The sequence below is a fragment of the Soonwooa sp. genome, assembly GCF_032062245.1.
GTDB lineage: Bacteria > Bacteroidota > Bacteroidia > Flavobacteriales > Weeksellaceae > Soonwooa.
The window spans coordinates 23,662-40,198 of record NZ_DAMBQF010000008.1; the positions used below are offsets into that span (position 1 = coordinate 23,662).

Genomic DNA, 16,537 nt, shown 5'->3' on the forward strand with positions numbered 1-16,537 from the left:
AAAAGCTTAGAATTTCTAAGCTTTTTTTGTTTTTAAATGTAAATAAGATGTGTTTCCGAAACCTTGCTTCCGAGTTTTTCTAGAGCATTTTTGTAGACTTCAATTTGTTGCTCGTGCTTATCTTTTTTATCACCAGTTTTGAAATCGATAATGATAAAACCCTGTTCTGTTTCGATAAGTCGGTCAGGACGGAGAACTTTTGTTTCACCATTCTCAGAAATCATAATGTCGCGTTCGCTAATGATTTTTAAATCTGGAACAAAGAAGTGACGATAAGCCTCAGAGCTAATAATTTCAGAAATACGTTGCTCGATATTAATGCGCTCTTCTGATGTGAAAACACCTTCTAATTCATACTTTTCTAAAACTTTTTCTAAATCAAGATTTGATTTTATTTTGGAGAGAATTTCATGGACAAAAATTCCGATTCTTACTTTTGCAACGCGTTCCTGATAATTTTTACTAGGTGTTGCAATTTGGATATTGTTATTTTCTGAATTTTCTCCTTTTAATGCGGTTATAGATAGTTTTTCAACGATATTTTTCGGTTTGATTTTTTGCTTTTTTAAATCAGCTTCTTCGATGTGATACAAGTCGAAAGAATCGCTTTCCTCGTTGTCAGTTGAAGGTCTTTTTGCATTAATATAATCGATGATCTCTAAGTGATTTGCGGACTTGTTTGGTTTTTCAAGATAAAGATATAATTGCTCAACAGCGCGTGTTGTCGCAACATATTGAAGACAGAATCTGTCGATTTTATTTTTGTATTCGTTGTCAATATTAAAGTTTGACATCTCTTGATCATATTCCAAAAGCTTTTTATTAAAACCTGTAATATTCACTTTTTTGAGTTCGTCATTATTGTTTAAATCAAACCAATTCGAAAACTTGGAATCTTTATTTTCGTTACGCATTGGTAAAAACACGATCGGAAATTCTAAACCTTTTGACTTGTGAATCGTCATCATTTTGATAGCGTCGATGTTTTCGCTTGCTTGGATGCTTTGGTTGATGCCTTCTTCATTCCAATATTTAAGGAAATCTTTGATGGTTGCGCCTGCATTTTGCGTATAATTAAACAACATTTCTAAAAAGTTCAATAGGAAATCGACTTCTTTATTTTCCACTGAAAAATTTTTTAGAAAGTATTCGATATAGTTGTAAAGGTTTAGATTTAAAATATGTTCTGAACTTAAATCTAGATTGTAATTTGATTTTAATTTAGAATTTATTTCAACGAAATTTTTAGTTTCGAGTATGTTTAATACTTCTGTGGTAAAGTCTTTTACTTCAATTCTTCCTAAATGATTAAGGTGATAAAGCATCTTAATGAAAAATTGGTAGTTGTCGGGATTTACTTTCCAATTTAAAAACTCAACAAGCGCTTTGATGGTGTAAGATAAACCAATTGTTAAACCGCTTTCGGAGATGCTTTTAATGTATTGCTCTTGTCCTTTATAGTTGATAAGTTGTTGACCAAGAAGATTCGAAAAATTGAAAATATCTGTGTTTCCACGACAAAGTATACAAATGTCTGAAAGTTCAAACCCATTATCCAAGCATTGTTGGATGTCATCACGCATTTTAAGAACTGCTTCTTCGTAGAAAATTTCCTTAAGATCATTTTCAAGCAAATTGACACGAACTCGTCCATTGATATTTGATTTTGCAATTTGCGTTGCTGCTTCACCAAAAATGTATTCGTGTATCGGTTCTAAACCTCTCGAAATGCTGTAATACAATTGATTGTTAAAATCTACGATGTTTTTAGCACTACGCCAATTATGTTCTAGATTTACGACTTCCGCTTCTTTTTCGACCGCTTCTTTATGACTAATAATATCAAGCATTAATTGACTTTCGCCACCTCGAAAACGGTAAATACTTTGTTTGGGATCGCCAACCAAACTAAAACTCGTGTTGTCGCTCGCAATAGCATTGTCGCGAAGTGGTTTGAAGTTTTCCCACTGCATTTTCGAAGTATCTTGGAATTCATCAAAAAAGAAATGCTGGAATTGTGTGCCGACTTTTTCATAAATAAAAGACGAAGGTTCCGATTTTAGATTTTCCCCGATAATCACATTGAATTTCGAAAGAAGAACCAAATCATTTTCTATTTCAATATCTTTTAGTTTTTTTTGAATGTCAGAATTTACTTTTAAAGGTAAAAGCGAATCGAGGATTTTAGTATTTCTTTCAATATTGATGTACTTCGCAATGAGGTCAATGCGAAGGTCGGTTAGTTTTGGTAAAATAGATTGTATGTCGGCTTCCTTCTTTTTTCCTTTCGCTGAACTTCCACTTGCAAATTTTTGTAAAGCGCCGCTTTCACTTGCTGGAATTGGAAAGTCAGAACGTTCATCATTGTAAAACTTAATAACTTCATGGAAAAATTTTGCGATACCATTTACATTTCCTCCAGCAAAATCTTCGATATTAAGATCTTGTTCTGTAAGTGTCTGTATAATTTCTTGTGCTAAAGAAATAGATTGGATTTTATCGGCTTTTATCTCGTTTCTAAGATTTTCTTTTTTACGTTCATAAGCTTCCCATTCGAAGTTTTTGTTTTCCGAAAGCGCTTCGTAATGAGTGTCGCTGATAAATTTTTTAGCAGAATCGTATAGGTTTTTATTAATGTTGATACGAGTTTCGTTATCTAGACCATAATTAACAAAATCCATGAAAGCCTCAGAAATATGATTGTTATCGCCAATTTCGTCCAAAAGTTGATCAACCGCTTCGATAAGAAATGGCTCTGCATTTATTTCTAAATTGAAATTTTGCGCAAGCCCCAACTCGTACGTAAAACTTCTTACCAACCTTGCATTAAATTTGTCAATGGTCCCAATATTCAGCGTAGAATAATGGTGTAGTACATAATCTAGGATTTGCTTTGCACGATGATGCAGGTCTTCTATAGTAATATGAATGCCCTCGTCATCGAACTCCGATTTTATATTTTGTAATTCAAGATTCTCCTTATAATTCTCTTTTGTAAATGAAAAAAGCCAATTGATGATTCGCTCTTTCATTTCGTTAGCTGCTTTATTGGTGAAGGTTAGCGCTAAAATATGACGGATGCTTTCTGCCTGATTAGGATATCGAAGACAGATTTTCAAAAGGTTTTTTACAAGGCTGTAGGTTTTTCCTGAACCAGCCGACGCGTTGATGACAAGGTAAGAATTTTGCATTCCAAGGAAATTTAGGCACAATTTAATCTAAACTTCCACATCATCAAAATTTAGTCTTCTATATTATATGTAAGTTTAAAAGATTTTCTGTGGTGTATGGTTGGTCCATGTTCCATAAGAGCTCTTTGGTGGACTTTAGTACAGTAACCAAAATTTTTGTCCCATCCATATTCTGGAAAATCTTTTGCCAGTTCGATCATGAGATTATCACGATAATTTTTTGCGATGATAGAGGCTGCTGCAATAGATAGAAATTTGGAATCTCCTTTAACAATACAATGATGCGGAATGTAGTTATAAGCATGGAATTTATTGCCGTCAACCAAGATCAATTCTGGTCTTATTTTTAATTGATCTAAAGCAAGGTGCATTGCATGTATACTTGCTTGTAAAATGTTGTGTTTATCTATGAATTCTGGAGAAAGTTCGGCGATTGCGTAGTCTAGCGCGTTATTTTTGATGTATGAATCTAGTTCATTTCGCTGTTTAAACGTTAATTTTTTGGAGTCATTAATAAAATTTTGGTTAAAATTTTGGTCAATTATGACAGCGGCTGCAACCACTGGTCCCGAAAGACATCCTCTTCCAACTTCATCACAACCGACTTCTATTAGGCTGTTTGAGAAACTTTTAGAAAGTTTTACTTCAGTAATCATTTAACAAAGTTATCAATAAAAGAATGAAACGTTAAAGAAAAATTAAGAAATATTTAACTTTTTTATTGTTTATGTTGAGAAAGTTTTGCACATTTGTTTTATTGAAAAATTTAATTTGATATGAAAAAAATAACAGCTAGCGTTTTAGCATTGGTGTTAAGCTCTTCAGTTGCGATGGTTTCCGCGCAAGCTAAAAAGGGTGATACACTTAAGCAAACCGATATCGAGGGGGTTGTAGTAACCGCTTTAGGTATTAAAAGAGAAAAAAAATCTCTGGGTTATGCATCTCAAGAGGTGAAAGCCGAAGCTCTTACAGATGGAACTACAAAAACTGGTAATGTTGCTAGTTTGCTTTCTGGTAAAGCTGCAGGGGTGCAAATTAATACTAATAATAACTTTGGAGGTTCTACCAACATCGTAATTAGAGGTTATAAGCAGATGGGTGGTAACGGCGGTTCTCCTCTAATTGTAATTGATGGTTCACCTATCAGCAATGGATTTGTTTCTGGTACATTTGACTTGGGTAACTTCTTATCAGATCTTAACCCAGAAGATATTGCAAGTATGAATATCTTGAAAGGGGCAGCCGCATCTGCTCTTTATGGAGAAAGAGCTTTGAATGGCGTTATCGTTATTGAAACAAAGAAAGGTAGAAGTTCTAAAAAAGATAATTCTTGGGGGGTAACATTATCATCAGATGTTAATGTTGGTTTTATTGATAAATCTACATTCCCAGAATATCAATCTAGATATGGTGCTGGTTATGGAGCTTATTATGGACCAAATCAAGATTCTTATTTTAATGTTGGACCAGGAGGATTACCACAAGTGCCTTTCAGTGAAGATGCATCTTATGGTGGAGAATTTAATCCTAATTTACAAGTGTGGCAGTGGGACTCTTTTAACAAATATTCAAATAACTACGGTAAACCCCATGCTTGGTTAGCTGCTAAAAATGGACCAATTACTTTTTTTAATAATCCAATTACTTATTCTAATTCAATAACATTAGAGAAAGGCGATGCTAAAAATAACTTCATGTTAAGTTATAATAATTTTGACCAATCAGGTTTAATGCCAAACTCTAAGATTAATAAGAATACTTTCTCTGCTAGAGTAAATCATCAGTTAACTGATAAATTGTCTGCAAGTGTTTATACTACTTTAACAGTACAAGATACTAGAGGTAGAAATGCTACAGGTTATTCTGATAACTTGGTGACTGGGTTTAGACAATGGTGGCAAACTAACGTTGATTTATCGCAATTGAAAGATGTATATTTCAACTCTTATAGAGCTACTGGAAAGTATGATAACGGAACATGGAATAGAACATCGGCTAACGATGGATATCCATTATATTGGAATAACCCATATTTCCAAGTTTATCAAAATTACCAATCAGATAGTAGAACAAGAAGCTTCAGTTATGCACAAGTAAAATATGATGTAAGTAAAAATTTCGGAATCTTAGGGAAAGTTTCATTCGACTATTACAATATGTTAATGGAACAAAGATTGGCTGATGGCAGTTTAACTCAAGCATTTGGATTATCACGTAACAATGCGCCTTCTGGTTATTGGAGACAAAATATGACTGGTTCAGAGACCAATTTTGATTTAATTGCAAATTATAAGTTTGAAATTACGGATAAATTAAATGTACAAGGGGTTGTCGGTGCTAACTTGAGAAAGAATGGTTTTGAAAGTATTACTGCATCTACAGAAGGAGGACTAATTGTACCAGGTATTTATTCTATTGAAAACTCGATGGGAGAAACTTTAGATCCTGTAGAGGTTTATCAAAGAAGTCAAACAGGAAGTGGTTATGCTTCTGCTTCATTTGATTACGATGGAAGTATTTTTGTGGATGCTACATATCGTTATGATAAATCTTCTAACTTACCTGCTGGAAACAATGCTTACGGGTATCCTTCTATTACAGGGGCTGTATTATTAAGTAACTACATCAAACAAGACTGGTTAAGTTTTATGAAAGTTAGAGCGAATTACGCAGAAGTGGGATCATCAACTGGTAATTATAGACTTATTAATACATACAATAAAAATGGAGCTTTCCACAATGAGGGTATTTATTTAATGCCAACGGTTCTTAATAACCCGAACTTAAAGCCTGAAAGATCGAAAGAAGTTGAAGTTGGTTTAGAGATGCAATTTTTCAAAAATCGTTTAGGATTTGATATTGCAGCTTATAAGACAAAGACATTTGATCAGATTATGAATCTTCCAGTTTCTAATGCAACTGGATACAATCAAATTACGATTAACGCAGGACAAATTGATAACAAAGGTATTGAAGTTCAATTCAATGCAACACCATTTAAATCTAAAGCATTTACTTGGGATATTAATGCAAACTGGGCGAAGAATGAGAATAAATTAGTCTCATTGCACCCTGACGCTAAGGTGTTGAGATTGGCAGCTTACCAAGGTGGCGTATCACTTAATGCAGTAGAAGGTGAAGCTTATGGTGTTATCTACGGTACGGATTATGTGTATACAAATGGGCAACCAACAATTAGTCCTACTACAGGCCGTTATTTAAGAACAGCAGAATCTAACAAAGAAATTGGTAACATTACGCCTGATTGGACTGGAGGTATTAGAAATACATTTACGTTCTTTGGGGGAGATTTATCAGCTGGATTCTTGATTGACATGCAACATGGTGGGTCTACATATTCTACTGATATGTATTATGGTTTAGCAACTGGTCTTTATGCCGAAACTGCTGTAGGTGGATATAGAACTACAGGGGTTGTATGGCCAGGTGTAAATCCTAACGGACAAACAAATACAACTGCAACTATTTCTCCACAAGGTTATGGTAACGTAGATGGTTATAGAAGAATGCCTAATGCTAGATTTGTATATGATGCATCATATGTTAAGTTACGTGAAGCTAACATTACTTATAGATTACCAAAATCATTGTTAGCTAGTACTTTCATTGAAGAAGCTAAAGTTTCCTTAGTGGGAAGAAACTTATGGATTATTCATAAAAATGTTCCTTATGCAGATCCTGAAGCTGGTGTTGGTGGTGGATTAGGATCAAGAGGTAACTCTATTGGTATCCTACCAACTACAAGAGATATCGGTGTTAATGTAACCTTTAAATTCTAAAAAAGTCATGAAAAAAATATTTTTAATAGTAGGAGCTTTAACGCTCGCTTATCCAGTCTTCACTTCATGTGCAAGAGATTTTACAGATTTGAATGTGGATCCTAAACATCCTCAAACTTTACCATCAAAAACATTTTTTGCTACAGCTGAAACTTACTTGTTTCAGCAAATGGTAGATGCGAATGTTAATAGAAATATTTCTAGATTCTTCACACAGCAGTGGACTGAAACAACTTATACAGATGAATCTAACTATGATATGGTAACTCGTCAGATTAATACAAATCATTGGAATTTCTTCTATAGAAATGTATTAAATACTGTAAAGCTTGCTAAGGCTAAAGTAGAAGAAGAGAGTTCAAATACTGCACAAGCCGCTTATGATGCTGACGTTAAGACAAATATGTTAGCTCAATTAGAGATTATTGAAATCTATGCTTGGGCTAATTTAGTAGATACCTATAATAATATACCATATTCTGAGGCTTTAAAGGCTGAACCTGGAGGAACAGGTACATTGTCCCCAAAGTATGATGATGCTAAAACTATTTATACAGATCTTATTAGAAGATTAACTGCAGTTAATAGTTCAATAAAAGTTGGGAAGATTGGTTTTTCATCAGATATTTCTAATTTTAAAGGAGATATGTCTAAATGGAAAAAGTTAGCAAACTCTCTTAAATTAAGATTGGGAGTTAATTTATCAGATGTTGATGCAGCATTGGCTAAATCCACTATTGAAAGTGCTGTTGCGGCTGGAGTTATTGCATCTAACGCAGATAATTTTACAGTAACTTATCAACAAGGTAATTTTAGTAGTCCTCTTTATCAGAATGTGAATGTTGCAGGTTCTGGTAGACAAGATTTTGTAGCTGCTGATACATTGGTTGATCCGATGAATGAAAAGAATGATCCTAGAAGAGAAAAATACTTTACAAAAGTTGATGGTGAATTTGTTGGAGGTGTCTATGGAGACTCTAACGAGTTTGCAAGTTTTTCTCATGTAGCAGATGATATTATTAAGCCAGATGCTGTAGGTGATATTTTTGATTATTCCGAAGTATCTTTCTTAATGGCAGAGGCTGTTCAAAGAGGATTTTTAGCTGGATCTGCTTCAAGTCTATATAATCAAGGAATTAAAGCATCTATGGATTATTGGGGGGTTGAGTCAGCAGAGGCTGATGCATACATTGCTGCAAATCCTTATAATGCTGCGGAATGGAAAAAGTCTATTGGCGAACAATCGTGGTACGCGATGTACAATAGAGGTTTTGAAGCATGGACTTTTAATAGAAGGTTAGATTATCCTGCATTTGAGAATCCTGAAGGGTCTGTATTAAGTGCTATTCCTACAAGAATGACTTACCCAGCACCTGAGCAATCTTTAAATAAGACTAACTGGTTAGAAGCTGTAACTCATTTACCAGGAGGAAAAGATGTTGCAACGACAAAAGTTTTTTGGGACAAAAATTAATTTTTATAAGGTTGGCTTTTGCCAACCTTTTTTTATATTTGAAACATGAAGAAAATAATTTTAAGTATTATTATGGGAAGTATAATTATTTCTTGTAATAATGATAGAGAACCCTCGCCATCCCAGCCTGTTAATTTGAAAGGTACCTTTAAACTTAGTCATTATGAGTTTAAAAGTAAAAACTATAATATTACTGGTTGCGATATTAATGATAAAATTGTTATAAACTCTGATAAAACTGGCGTATATGAAGATAGTGAGTATAATGATGTTACACAAGGTTGTTATGTTGCTGAAAATTATGCTGGTACGTGGAATCTTCAATCGCAAGAGGGATTACTAATTTTAAAATATAAATCTAATGGACTTGACCAAACTAAATCCTTTGATTTGATTGGTATATCAGATACTGAAATTAGACTAGAAATATCTTCTAAAAATATTGACGGAAATCCTGGTAATGATAATGCGGTTGCAGTTTGGACAAAAGCTTATTGATAAATAATGATTTGTTTAAATTGATAATAAGAGGAATGTAAAAGTAGCAATTGCTAGAAAGAAAAGAGCTAATCAATAGGTTAGCTCTTTTTTAGTTATTTTTTAACATGATCCATTGTTTTTTTGTTGTCGTAAGTTTTGTTGTAGGTGAGGTCCATGTGAATATAGCCCAATATGCATTTGTAGGTAATGGTTTGTTTTCTATATTTCTCCCATTCCATATGAAGTTCTCGCCATTACTTTCAAATACTTTTTTTCCATAACGATCACTAATTACTACCTTGACATTTAGCATAGATTTTAAAATCGAAAAATCTAGAATATCATTCATACTATCAGCATTTGGTGATAGAAAATTCGGAAGTACTAGATCTGCATCTGCTATTATGGGTAAAGGAATTAGTTTTATTTTTTTTATACCACTGCAAGACGTTGTTGGACTTGTAATTTTTGCGTAGGCCATTGCTTCATTTGTTTCATATTTTTCATAATTTACAATTTCTTCAGTCAAATCTTGATTCTTGTAATAGGTTACATTATTTGAGCTATTTATGTTAATTCTTGCTAAGCTTAAATCATAGATACTAAAATTATCATCAGTGGATAAAGCAGTTAGTGTCTCGCTAAAGTTCTCATTTGGTGTTTGTAGTACATTGACCTTTAGTTTCAGTGCTTCGCATAAACTACTATTTGTAGTACAAATCTCAAGTACAAACCTATCCGTTCCGGTATAATTAGTATTTGCTTCGTAATTATAAGTTTTATTTAGATTGTTTATTGTAACTTTTCCATTAGTAGGAGGAGTCAATATTTTTATTCTATCTATTATCTTATTCTCATTCGGTGCACTAAATTTTATTTCACCTATTATTTTAGAGCATATATTGCCTAAATCTTTTTCTGTAACTAAGTAAGGACAATAGTCAACATAGACTTCTTCCGTTGCATATGTGACACCTGAATATGTCAAGATACATCTGTAGTATCCAGATGTTGTGGGATAGTATGTGGAATTTTCAGCACCATCTATATTAATTTTATTTTTTTGCCATTGGAATCTTTCGAAATCCACATTACTGACTTTCAACTCAACTTCTTCTTCGATACAATTCCCGCTTTTTAATATGTAAGGATCGTTACTAAATCCTGTAGTAGCACTTGACCAGCCATGAACATATTCACTACTACCACCTATAATTGTTGCAATAAGTCCATTTTCTGATTCTATTTCTACATCACCTATATGATCTTCAAGCGAATAATACATATAATCTTCATTGCCAGTAATTGGAAATGGACCACTTGCTGGATTAGGGAATTGGTTATTAATTTTCAAGCTATTTCCTTTTGGGACCAATAAATTTAAAAAATTACGATAGTTTTGTTCTCCAATTTTACCAGTATTTATGATTTTATCTATCTTTCCTGGTAGGGTTTTGTCAAGTGGATGAAGATATGACATAGATCCTGCAAAATAGGAGTAGTCTGCAGCTCGCCCAGCCTTGTTGGTTCCTGAGGATAGTTGCATGCAATATATGGGTTCAGATGACTTGATGTACATGCTCTTGCCAATGAATAAATTGATAGGTGTTAAGTAGTATTGCCCCGCATTTAAGGTTATTTGAGGTGTGATTGTATTGTTAAAATATAGTTTTGTATTATCCTTTGTTGCAACTATAAAAGCCTTTTCTGTGTGCTTACTTATACTTGAAAAGCCAGATTTCATAAAAAACTCTTTACCAAGATTTTTAATAGGGACTAATTGTTCTAGTATTGTGCTGCCATTTCCATTTTCATAGGCATATTGTGTATTAAATCCCCCACTTACTACTACTATTGGTTTGCTCGATTGGATTTTCGCTCCATTTAAAGTATTAAAATATTCGTTATCGTAGATGTCAAAGTTGTCAGCTTTTTTAGCAACAAAAACATAAGATTCTCCTTTGTTAAGGGTTATTTCTCGAGTATTAGATTTAGTACCATCTATAAAGGTAATTTTCGGATCATAACCATAGAATTTAATTGTTGTATTATCTTGTGTTGCCATCACACTAGTCATAAGGGTTAAGGATCCAAAACCTTCATACATGTCAATCGATGTATTTACTGACATGAAGTCGGTTCCTAATGCAGATTTTCCCTTAGAGTAGATCATCTCACAGTTTCCACCTTGATAAAACCTTAAGTCAGCATAAAAACTATTTTCTCCAACTAAATGTATTCCCGTGTCTTGAGTTTTTAAATAATTTAAGCCAGAAGCTATAAAATCTTTTCCTAAAAATGAATATTTTCCAGGGTTGTTTTTGCTTATTGTTATGGTTTTTTGTAAAGTTCCTCTAGAATATATATATACACGAAAAGGATTAATATGAGGTGTACTTATATTAATTTCTAAATTGGAGCTACCATAAAATGTAACGGATCTATATACCGGTGGAAACCAATGTTCTAAGTCTAGCTGACCAAACAAAGGGCAGGATATTGTTAATAGTAGAAATAAAAAAAAATATTTTTTCACTAATTCTAATTTTGCGAATTTATAATTATAAAGGTATAAAAAAACTATGTGATGTTTTATTTCATTGTTAATTTTATATACTTATTGTGATAATTTAATATTAATAGCAGATATATAAACTAGATTTTCGTTTTTTTATTTTCGTAACTTTGCCATTATTTTTTTAGCATAATGAATATTAAAGATAGCATTCAGCAGAAGGTTTCAGATATTATTAATAATCTTTACCAAATCCACGATTTAAAACTTGAAGTTCAACAAAACAAAACGGATTTCGATGGTGATTTTACCGTTGTTGTTTTCCCATTGGTTAAACTTCTTAAGAAAAGTCCGGATGTCATTGGTATTGAATTGGGGAGCGAGCTGACCAACGAAGTTGAATATGTAGAAAGTTTTATTGCGGTTAAAGGTTTTCTTAATTTAAAAATTAACAATTCGTTGTTTCTTGATAATTTCGAAAATACTTACCAAGATTTTGGGAAAGTAGATTCTAAAAATCAAACTGTGATGGTGGAATATTCTTCTCCAAATACCAACAAACCTTTGCATCTTGGACATATCAGAAATAATCTTTTAGGTTTTTCTGTGGCACAGATTCTAGAAGCTGATGGCTATGATGTTATCAAAACTCAAATTATTAACGACAGAGGTGTACATATTTGTAAATCTATGTGGGCTTGGGAGCAATTCGGAAATGGTGTGACACCAGAATCTGAAAATCTGAAAGGTGACAAATTAGTTGGTAATTTCTATGTAGAATTTGATAAAAATTATAAGGCAGAAATTGCTGCTTTAATGTCTGAAGGAATGGATGAGGAAACTGCTAAAAAACAAGCACCATCTATGTTGGCTGTTCAAAAAATGCTCTTAGATTGGGAAAATGCTGATCCTAACGTACGCGCACTTTGGTCAAAAATGAATGCTTGGGTATATTCCGGTTTTAACCAAACTTACCAAAGATTGGGTGTTGAATTTGACCAAGTTCAGTACGAAAGTAATACTTATATTTTAGGAAAAGATATTATTCAGGAAGGTCTTAAAAAAGGTGTTTTATTCCAGAAAGAAGACGGTTCTGTTTGGGCAGATTTAACTGACGAAGGTTTGGATCAAAAGTTACTTCTTCGTTCTGACGGAACTTCAGTTTATATGACGCAAGATTTAGGAACTGCCGTTGAACGTTTCAAAGATAATGATATTCAAAAATTAATTTATACTGTTGGTAACGAGCAAGATTATCACTTCCAAGTTTTATTTTTAATCCTTAAAAAATTAGGATACGAGTGGGCTGATCAACTTTATCATTTGTCTTATGGAATGGTTGAACTTCCGAATGGAAAAATGAAATCTCGCGAAGGGACTGTTGTGGACGCTGATGATTTGATGCAAGAGATGTATCAAACAGCAAAAGATAAATCTCAGGAACTAGGAAAATTAGAACATTTAACGGAGGAAGAAAAGGAAATTTCTTACGAAAAGGTTGGGATTGGAGCGCTTAAGTATTTTATGCTAAAGGTTGATCCAAAGAAAAAAATGTTGTTTAATCCAGAGGAAAGTATCGATTTTAATGGTAATACAGGACCGTTTATCCAATATACTTATGCCCGAATTCAATCCTTGTTAAATAAGGCAAATTTCGTTGATTCTGCTATTACAAAAGATTATGCGATTAATGATAATGAGAAAGAGTTGGTGATGACTTTGTCAAATTTCAAAGAAGTTATTGCTAGAGCAGCTGAACAACTAAGTCCAGCATTAGTGGCGAATTATGTTTACGAATTGGTGAAAGTTTATAATTCATTCTATCAAAATAATCCAATTTTGAATCAAGAAGATCAAAATACAATTCAATTTAGATTACAGGTTTCCAATTTAACAGCTAAAACTATCAAGAAGGCTTTGGCTTTAATGGGAATTGGCGTTGTTAATAGAATGTAATTTTTAATTTAAAATTTAATATAAGAGCTTTCAAATTTGATGGCTCTTTTTTTTACGAATAAAAAAACGGATTTCAGTTAAGAAATCCGTTTTACTGATTTTCTAATAGTTTAAAATTTCAGTTTAGTTTCGTCCGTTTTGTAATTTCAAATTTCTTAAAAATAAATAGGTTATGTTATATTTTGTAATCGACACTGTATTTACATTTGTAGATTTTTTGTCTACAAAATATATACGATACTTTATAATGTATTATTAATCAATTATTTATATTTTTGCAGGAGTTGTACGAAATTAACACTCAATTATGAATTTCGATTTTTTGTTTTTTGTTAAATTTTGTAATATTTAATTCGTTGATTATAAGATGCTTTAAAGTTTTTTTATTTAAAGAAGGTGTTTTTATTCAATATAAGAAAGAAGATAAGTTATAATGCTGAGATTGATATTTTCTAGGTTTTTGCTGTTGATGTTTTTAATTCCAATTTGTTATTTTGGACAAAGTGATTTGGATAAAAGTCAACAAACTGTATATGCGTATCTTTATGCAAAGGAGAACGAAAAGGCTAGAAGTCTTCTCGAAAAAGATTTTCTTCCTAGCCAAGATGTTCGTCGCAAAATAATTGGGCTTGTCTATTTGTCCGATTATTATTCGGTGACTAAAGATGAGCAAGCGCAGGTTAATTCTTTAAAAAAAGCAAAAGACCTATTAGATGAGGCTAATGATAATCTGTCGAATGCTTATGTTGATTATGGATATGCGAGATATTATTTAAAACTTAATAAAAAAGATCAATTTGTAAAGGCTATTAATAGTAGTATTTCGGTTTTTGAAAAGTCAGATCGAGAGAATTTATTTTAACCCAACTGTATTTTCTTAAATTTTCATATCAAGTCAAAAATGCAGCTGATGTCCAAGAGTATAAAGATTCGGCTTTCAAGGCTCTAGATTATGCTAAGAAGTCTAAGAATAATTTGTTGTTAAATTTTTCTTTTAACAATGTTGGTTTTTATTACAAAAATCTAAGTACGGCCATGCGCGAAAAGAAATATTTAGATTCTGCGGATGTTAATTATCGTCGTGCTTTCAATGTTATTTCTAAGATCGAACCTAAAGTTGCGCAAAAGCGTTCTCTCATTGCTTATTACATCAATTATGGAAGTTTAGTTCCGTTCATTCGTACAAGTAATGCGAGTAAGGAAAGTTTGGATTTAGCTTTCAAAGCTTTAGATTTAACAAGTAATGATGCTAATTACGGAGATCTTACCTCACTTATTTATAATAATATTGGTTACAATTATGAGAATGAAGGTAATGTTGGTTTAGCTGAGAATTACTATCAAAAAGCTTACGATCTTGGGCGTGCAAATACAGAGATTATGTTAAGTTCAAAAATCTCTAAAATCGACAATTTGTCTCGTGTTTATTCTAATTCTGGTCGTTTTGAAAAGGCATTGGCCATCGAGCGTGAAGCTAAAGATATGATTCGTCAAGAAAGTAAAGAGCGCTTTGACAATAATACAATGTCTTTGGAAATTTTTTATGACACAGAGAAAAAAATGAACAAATCCATCAGCTAGAACAAATTAACCAAGGTCGAACTCGTCAATTGTGGATGTTGTTGGCGATTGTTATTATTGCAGTTGCTGGATTTATCGTACTTTTCAATAATCAGAGATACAAAAAAAAACTCACTAAACAACGTGCAGATCTTTTAGAGTCAGAAAAAATTGAAACCGAGCTAAAACTTCAGTTAGAATCTGAGGAAAAAGCGAGATTGGAAGCTGAGCAAAGACTTTTGGAAATAGAGCAGGAGCGACTGCATAAACAGGCCTTGGCAAAATCGATCCAACTGGATCAGAAAAATTCTATTATTAATGAATTAACTGAAAAGATTAAAACCAATGCAGATGCGGATCTGGATAAGCTTCTTCGCAAAGAAAAATTTGTAGATCAAGATTTGGCGCGTGTCAAAGATATGCACGAGGAAGTACATCCGCAACTTTTCAAAAAGTTGAATGAAACTTCCAAAGGAAAGCTAACGATACAAGATTTAAAATATGCGTCCTATATTTATTTGAATATGGATAACCAACAGATTGCAAATCTTTTAAAGGTTGAGGTTAAAACTGTTAGGATGACGAAATATAGATTGAAAATAAAACTAGGTCTTGATAAAGAAATAGATTTACAAAGCTTTATTCAGAACCTCATATTATAACAAAAAACGCAACTTACAAGTTGCGTTTTTTATTTATTAAAATATTTTTATTCCTCAGCCAGTTCGTCATCACTCCCAAAATAGAAATCAGTTAAGTTGGTAACAATTTCTTCATAGATATTTCCGCTGTTGTAATATATTTTCCCTTTTTCTTTTAATTGGTACAAGCTGACTTGACGGTCAACACTTTCTTCTTTAGTCGCGTTGCTATAGGTGTTTTTAAGAGAAATTAAAAGTTGTTTAAGTTCGTCCGCTTTCAGTGTCTTAGGATTTTTATTTTTGTAGACAGATAGGATGTCGTCAGAAGCTTCCTTCGGCATTTTGAAAGTAACACGATAAGAAATTTCTGCTATTTTTTCGCCTTTTACATATTCGTTATCTACCAACTTTGCACTGCTTATTTTATAAGTGGCTTCGTTAAAGTTTTTAATCATTGCAGCGAAATAGTCTTCTGCCTCTTTTTTATTAGCTTTTGCAGCAGCAGGAGAAAAGATGCTCAAAAAGTTGTCAGACATATTTGCGATCATTTCCGAATTTCCTTCAGTAAAATCAATCGCGTACATATCTTTTCCTTCAACAGTTGGTCGCATGTAATCGTTAAGTGCTTTCAGTGCGGTTTCGTTTTTATTAACAAAAGCTTTGAAATAAAGGTCGAAAGCATCAGCTGGCTTTTTAACTTCAGTCTGTGCCGAAAAGATTTGAATGGTTAAAACACAGAATAGTGTCCAGATAAGTTTAATTTTTGTCATTTAATTATTTTTAGCATGTTTCGCCAAAAATAAAGTCTTTGTTATTTGAATGCAATTATTTTATTGAAAATTTTAGTTAAATTTTCTCATTCTGTAGTCAGTAGCAATGTTTTTTATTTTATTAAATTAATAATCACATCTAAGTTTTTA

The 16,537-nt window shown here is 32.6% G+C and carries 11 protein-coding genes; 7 read left to right on the forward strand and 4 right to left on the reverse strand.

Features of this window, described 5'->3' with window-relative positions; translation table 11 throughout:
- Positions 1–32 precede the first annotated feature (32 nt).
- Both RT037_RS06215 and RT037_RS06220 read right to left on the reverse strand, forming a co-directional pair.
- The gene (locus RT037_RS06215; protein ID WP_313028986.1) at positions 33–3,191 is read right to left on the reverse strand and encodes a UvrD-helicase domain-containing protein; all 3,159 of its coding nucleotides are present in this window, start codon (positions 3,189–3,191) and stop codon (positions 33–35) included.
- A 50-nt stretch (positions 3,192–3,241) separates the two neighbouring features.
- Positions 3,242–3,847 carry a ribonuclease HII gene (locus RT037_RS06220; RefSeq protein ID WP_313028988.1) on the reverse strand — a complete coding sequence of 202 codons (606 nt, stop codon included), beginning with the start codon at positions 3,845–3,847 and terminating at the stop codon, positions 3,242–3,244.
- A 120-nt stretch (positions 3,848–3,967) separates the two neighbouring features.
- Between RT037_RS06220 and RT037_RS06225 the strand changes: the two genes are divergently transcribed.
- Genes RT037_RS06225 through RT037_RS06235 form a run of 3 tightly spaced genes read left to right on the forward strand, consistent with a single transcriptional unit; the run spans position 3,968 to position 8,963 of the window.
- Entirely contained in the window at positions 3,968–6,991 is a 3,024-nt protein-coding gene (locus tag RT037_RS06225) for a SusC/RagA family TonB-linked outer membrane protein (RefSeq protein ID WP_313028989.1), read from the forward strand.
- 7 nt (positions 6,992–6,998) lie between these two features.
- Positions 6,999–8,465 (forward strand): SusD/RagB family nutrient-binding outer membrane lipoprotein, encoded by a 1,467-nt coding sequence (locus RT037_RS06230; RefSeq protein ID WP_312322985.1) that lies wholly within the window; start codon positions 6,999–7,001, stop codon positions 8,463–8,465.
- A 45-nt stretch (positions 8,466–8,510) separates the two neighbouring features.
- The gene (locus RT037_RS06235; protein WP_313028990.1) at positions 8,511–8,963 is read left to right on the forward strand and encodes a lipocalin family protein; all 453 of its coding nucleotides are present in this window, start codon (positions 8,511–8,513) and stop codon (positions 8,961–8,963) included.
- Between the two features lie 91 nt (positions 8,964–9,054).
- On the opposite strand, the gene RT037_RS06240 is transcribed toward RT037_RS06235, so the two are convergent.
- Positions 9,055–11,481 (reverse strand): gliding motility-associated C-terminal domain-containing protein, encoded by a 2,427-nt coding sequence (locus RT037_RS06240; RefSeq protein WP_313028994.1) that lies wholly within the window; start codon positions 11,479–11,481, stop codon positions 9,055–9,057.
- Between the two features lie 171 nt (positions 11,482–11,652).
- Between RT037_RS06240 and argS the strand changes: the two genes are divergently transcribed.
- From argS to RT037_RS06260, 4 genes are all read left to right on the forward strand, one after another.
- The gene (argS, locus tag RT037_RS06245) at positions 11,653–13,416 is read left to right on the forward strand and encodes an arginine--tRNA ligase (RefSeq protein WP_313028998.1); all 1,764 of its coding nucleotides are present in this window, start codon (positions 11,653–11,655) and stop codon (positions 13,414–13,416) included.
- A gap of 433 nt (positions 13,417–13,849) precedes the next feature.
- Positions 13,850–14,278 carry a hypothetical protein gene (locus RT037_RS06250; protein ID WP_313029002.1) on the forward strand — a complete coding sequence of 143 codons (429 nt, stop codon included), beginning with the start codon at positions 13,850–13,852 and terminating at the stop codon, positions 14,276–14,278.
- Positions 14,279–14,451: 173 nt separating this feature from the next.
- The gene (locus tag RT037_RS06255; protein ID WP_313029006.1) at positions 14,452–14,997 is read left to right on the forward strand and encodes a tetratricopeptide repeat protein; all 546 of its coding nucleotides are present in this window, start codon (positions 14,452–14,454) and stop codon (positions 14,995–14,997) included.
- A 35-nt stretch (positions 14,998–15,032) separates the two neighbouring features.
- On the forward strand, positions 15,033–15,638 hold the full coding sequence (locus RT037_RS06260) for a hypothetical protein (RefSeq protein WP_313029009.1): 606 nt from the start codon (positions 15,033–15,035) through the stop codon (positions 15,636–15,638).
- 47 nt (positions 15,639–15,685) lie between these two features.
- On the opposite strand, the gene RT037_RS06265 is transcribed toward RT037_RS06260, so the two are convergent.
- Complete coding sequence (locus tag RT037_RS06265) at positions 15,686–16,387, reverse strand: hypothetical protein (RefSeq protein ID WP_313029013.1); 702 nt, start codon at positions 16,385–16,387, stop codon at positions 15,686–15,688.
- Between the last annotated feature and the right edge of the window lie 150 nt (positions 16,388–16,537).

Excerpts from the sequence above, each read along its gene's own strand:
- RT037_RS06265 (WP_313029013.1), bottom strand. The coding sequence starts at position 16,387 with ATGACAAAAATTAAACTTATCTGGACACTATTCTGTGTTTTAACCATT.
- RT037_RS06260 (WP_313029009.1), top strand. The coding sequence starts at position 15,033 with ATGTTGTTGGCGATTGTTATTATTGCAGTTGCTGGATTTATCGTACTT.
- RT037_RS06235 (WP_313028990.1), top strand. The coding sequence starts at position 8,511 with ATGAAGAAAATAATTTTAAGTATTATTATGGGAAGTATAATTATTTCT.
- RT037_RS06220 (WP_313028988.1), bottom strand. The coding sequence starts at position 3,847 with ATGATTACTGAAGTAAAACTTTCTAAAAGTTTCTCAAACAGCCTAATA.
- RT037_RS06215 (WP_313028986.1), bottom strand. The coding sequence starts at position 3,191 with ATGCAAAATTCTTACCTTGTCATCAACGCGTCGGCTGGTTCAGGAAAA.
- argS (WP_313028998.1), top strand. The coding sequence starts at position 11,653 with ATGAATATTAAAGATAGCATTCAGCAGAAGGTTTCAGATATTATTAAT.
- RT037_RS06255 (WP_313029006.1), top strand. The coding sequence starts at position 14,452 with ATGCGCGAAAAGAAATATTTAGATTCTGCGGATGTTAATTATCGTCGT.
- RT037_RS06230 (WP_312322985.1), top strand. The coding sequence starts at position 6,999 with ATGAAAAAAATATTTTTAATAGTAGGAGCTTTAACGCTCGCTTATCCA.
- RT037_RS06250 (WP_313029002.1), top strand. The coding sequence starts at position 13,850 with ATGCTGAGATTGATATTTTCTAGGTTTTTGCTGTTGATGTTTTTAATT.
- RT037_RS06225 (WP_313028989.1), top strand. The coding sequence starts at position 3,968 with ATGAAAAAAATAACAGCTAGCGTTTTAGCATTGGTGTTAAGCTCTTCA.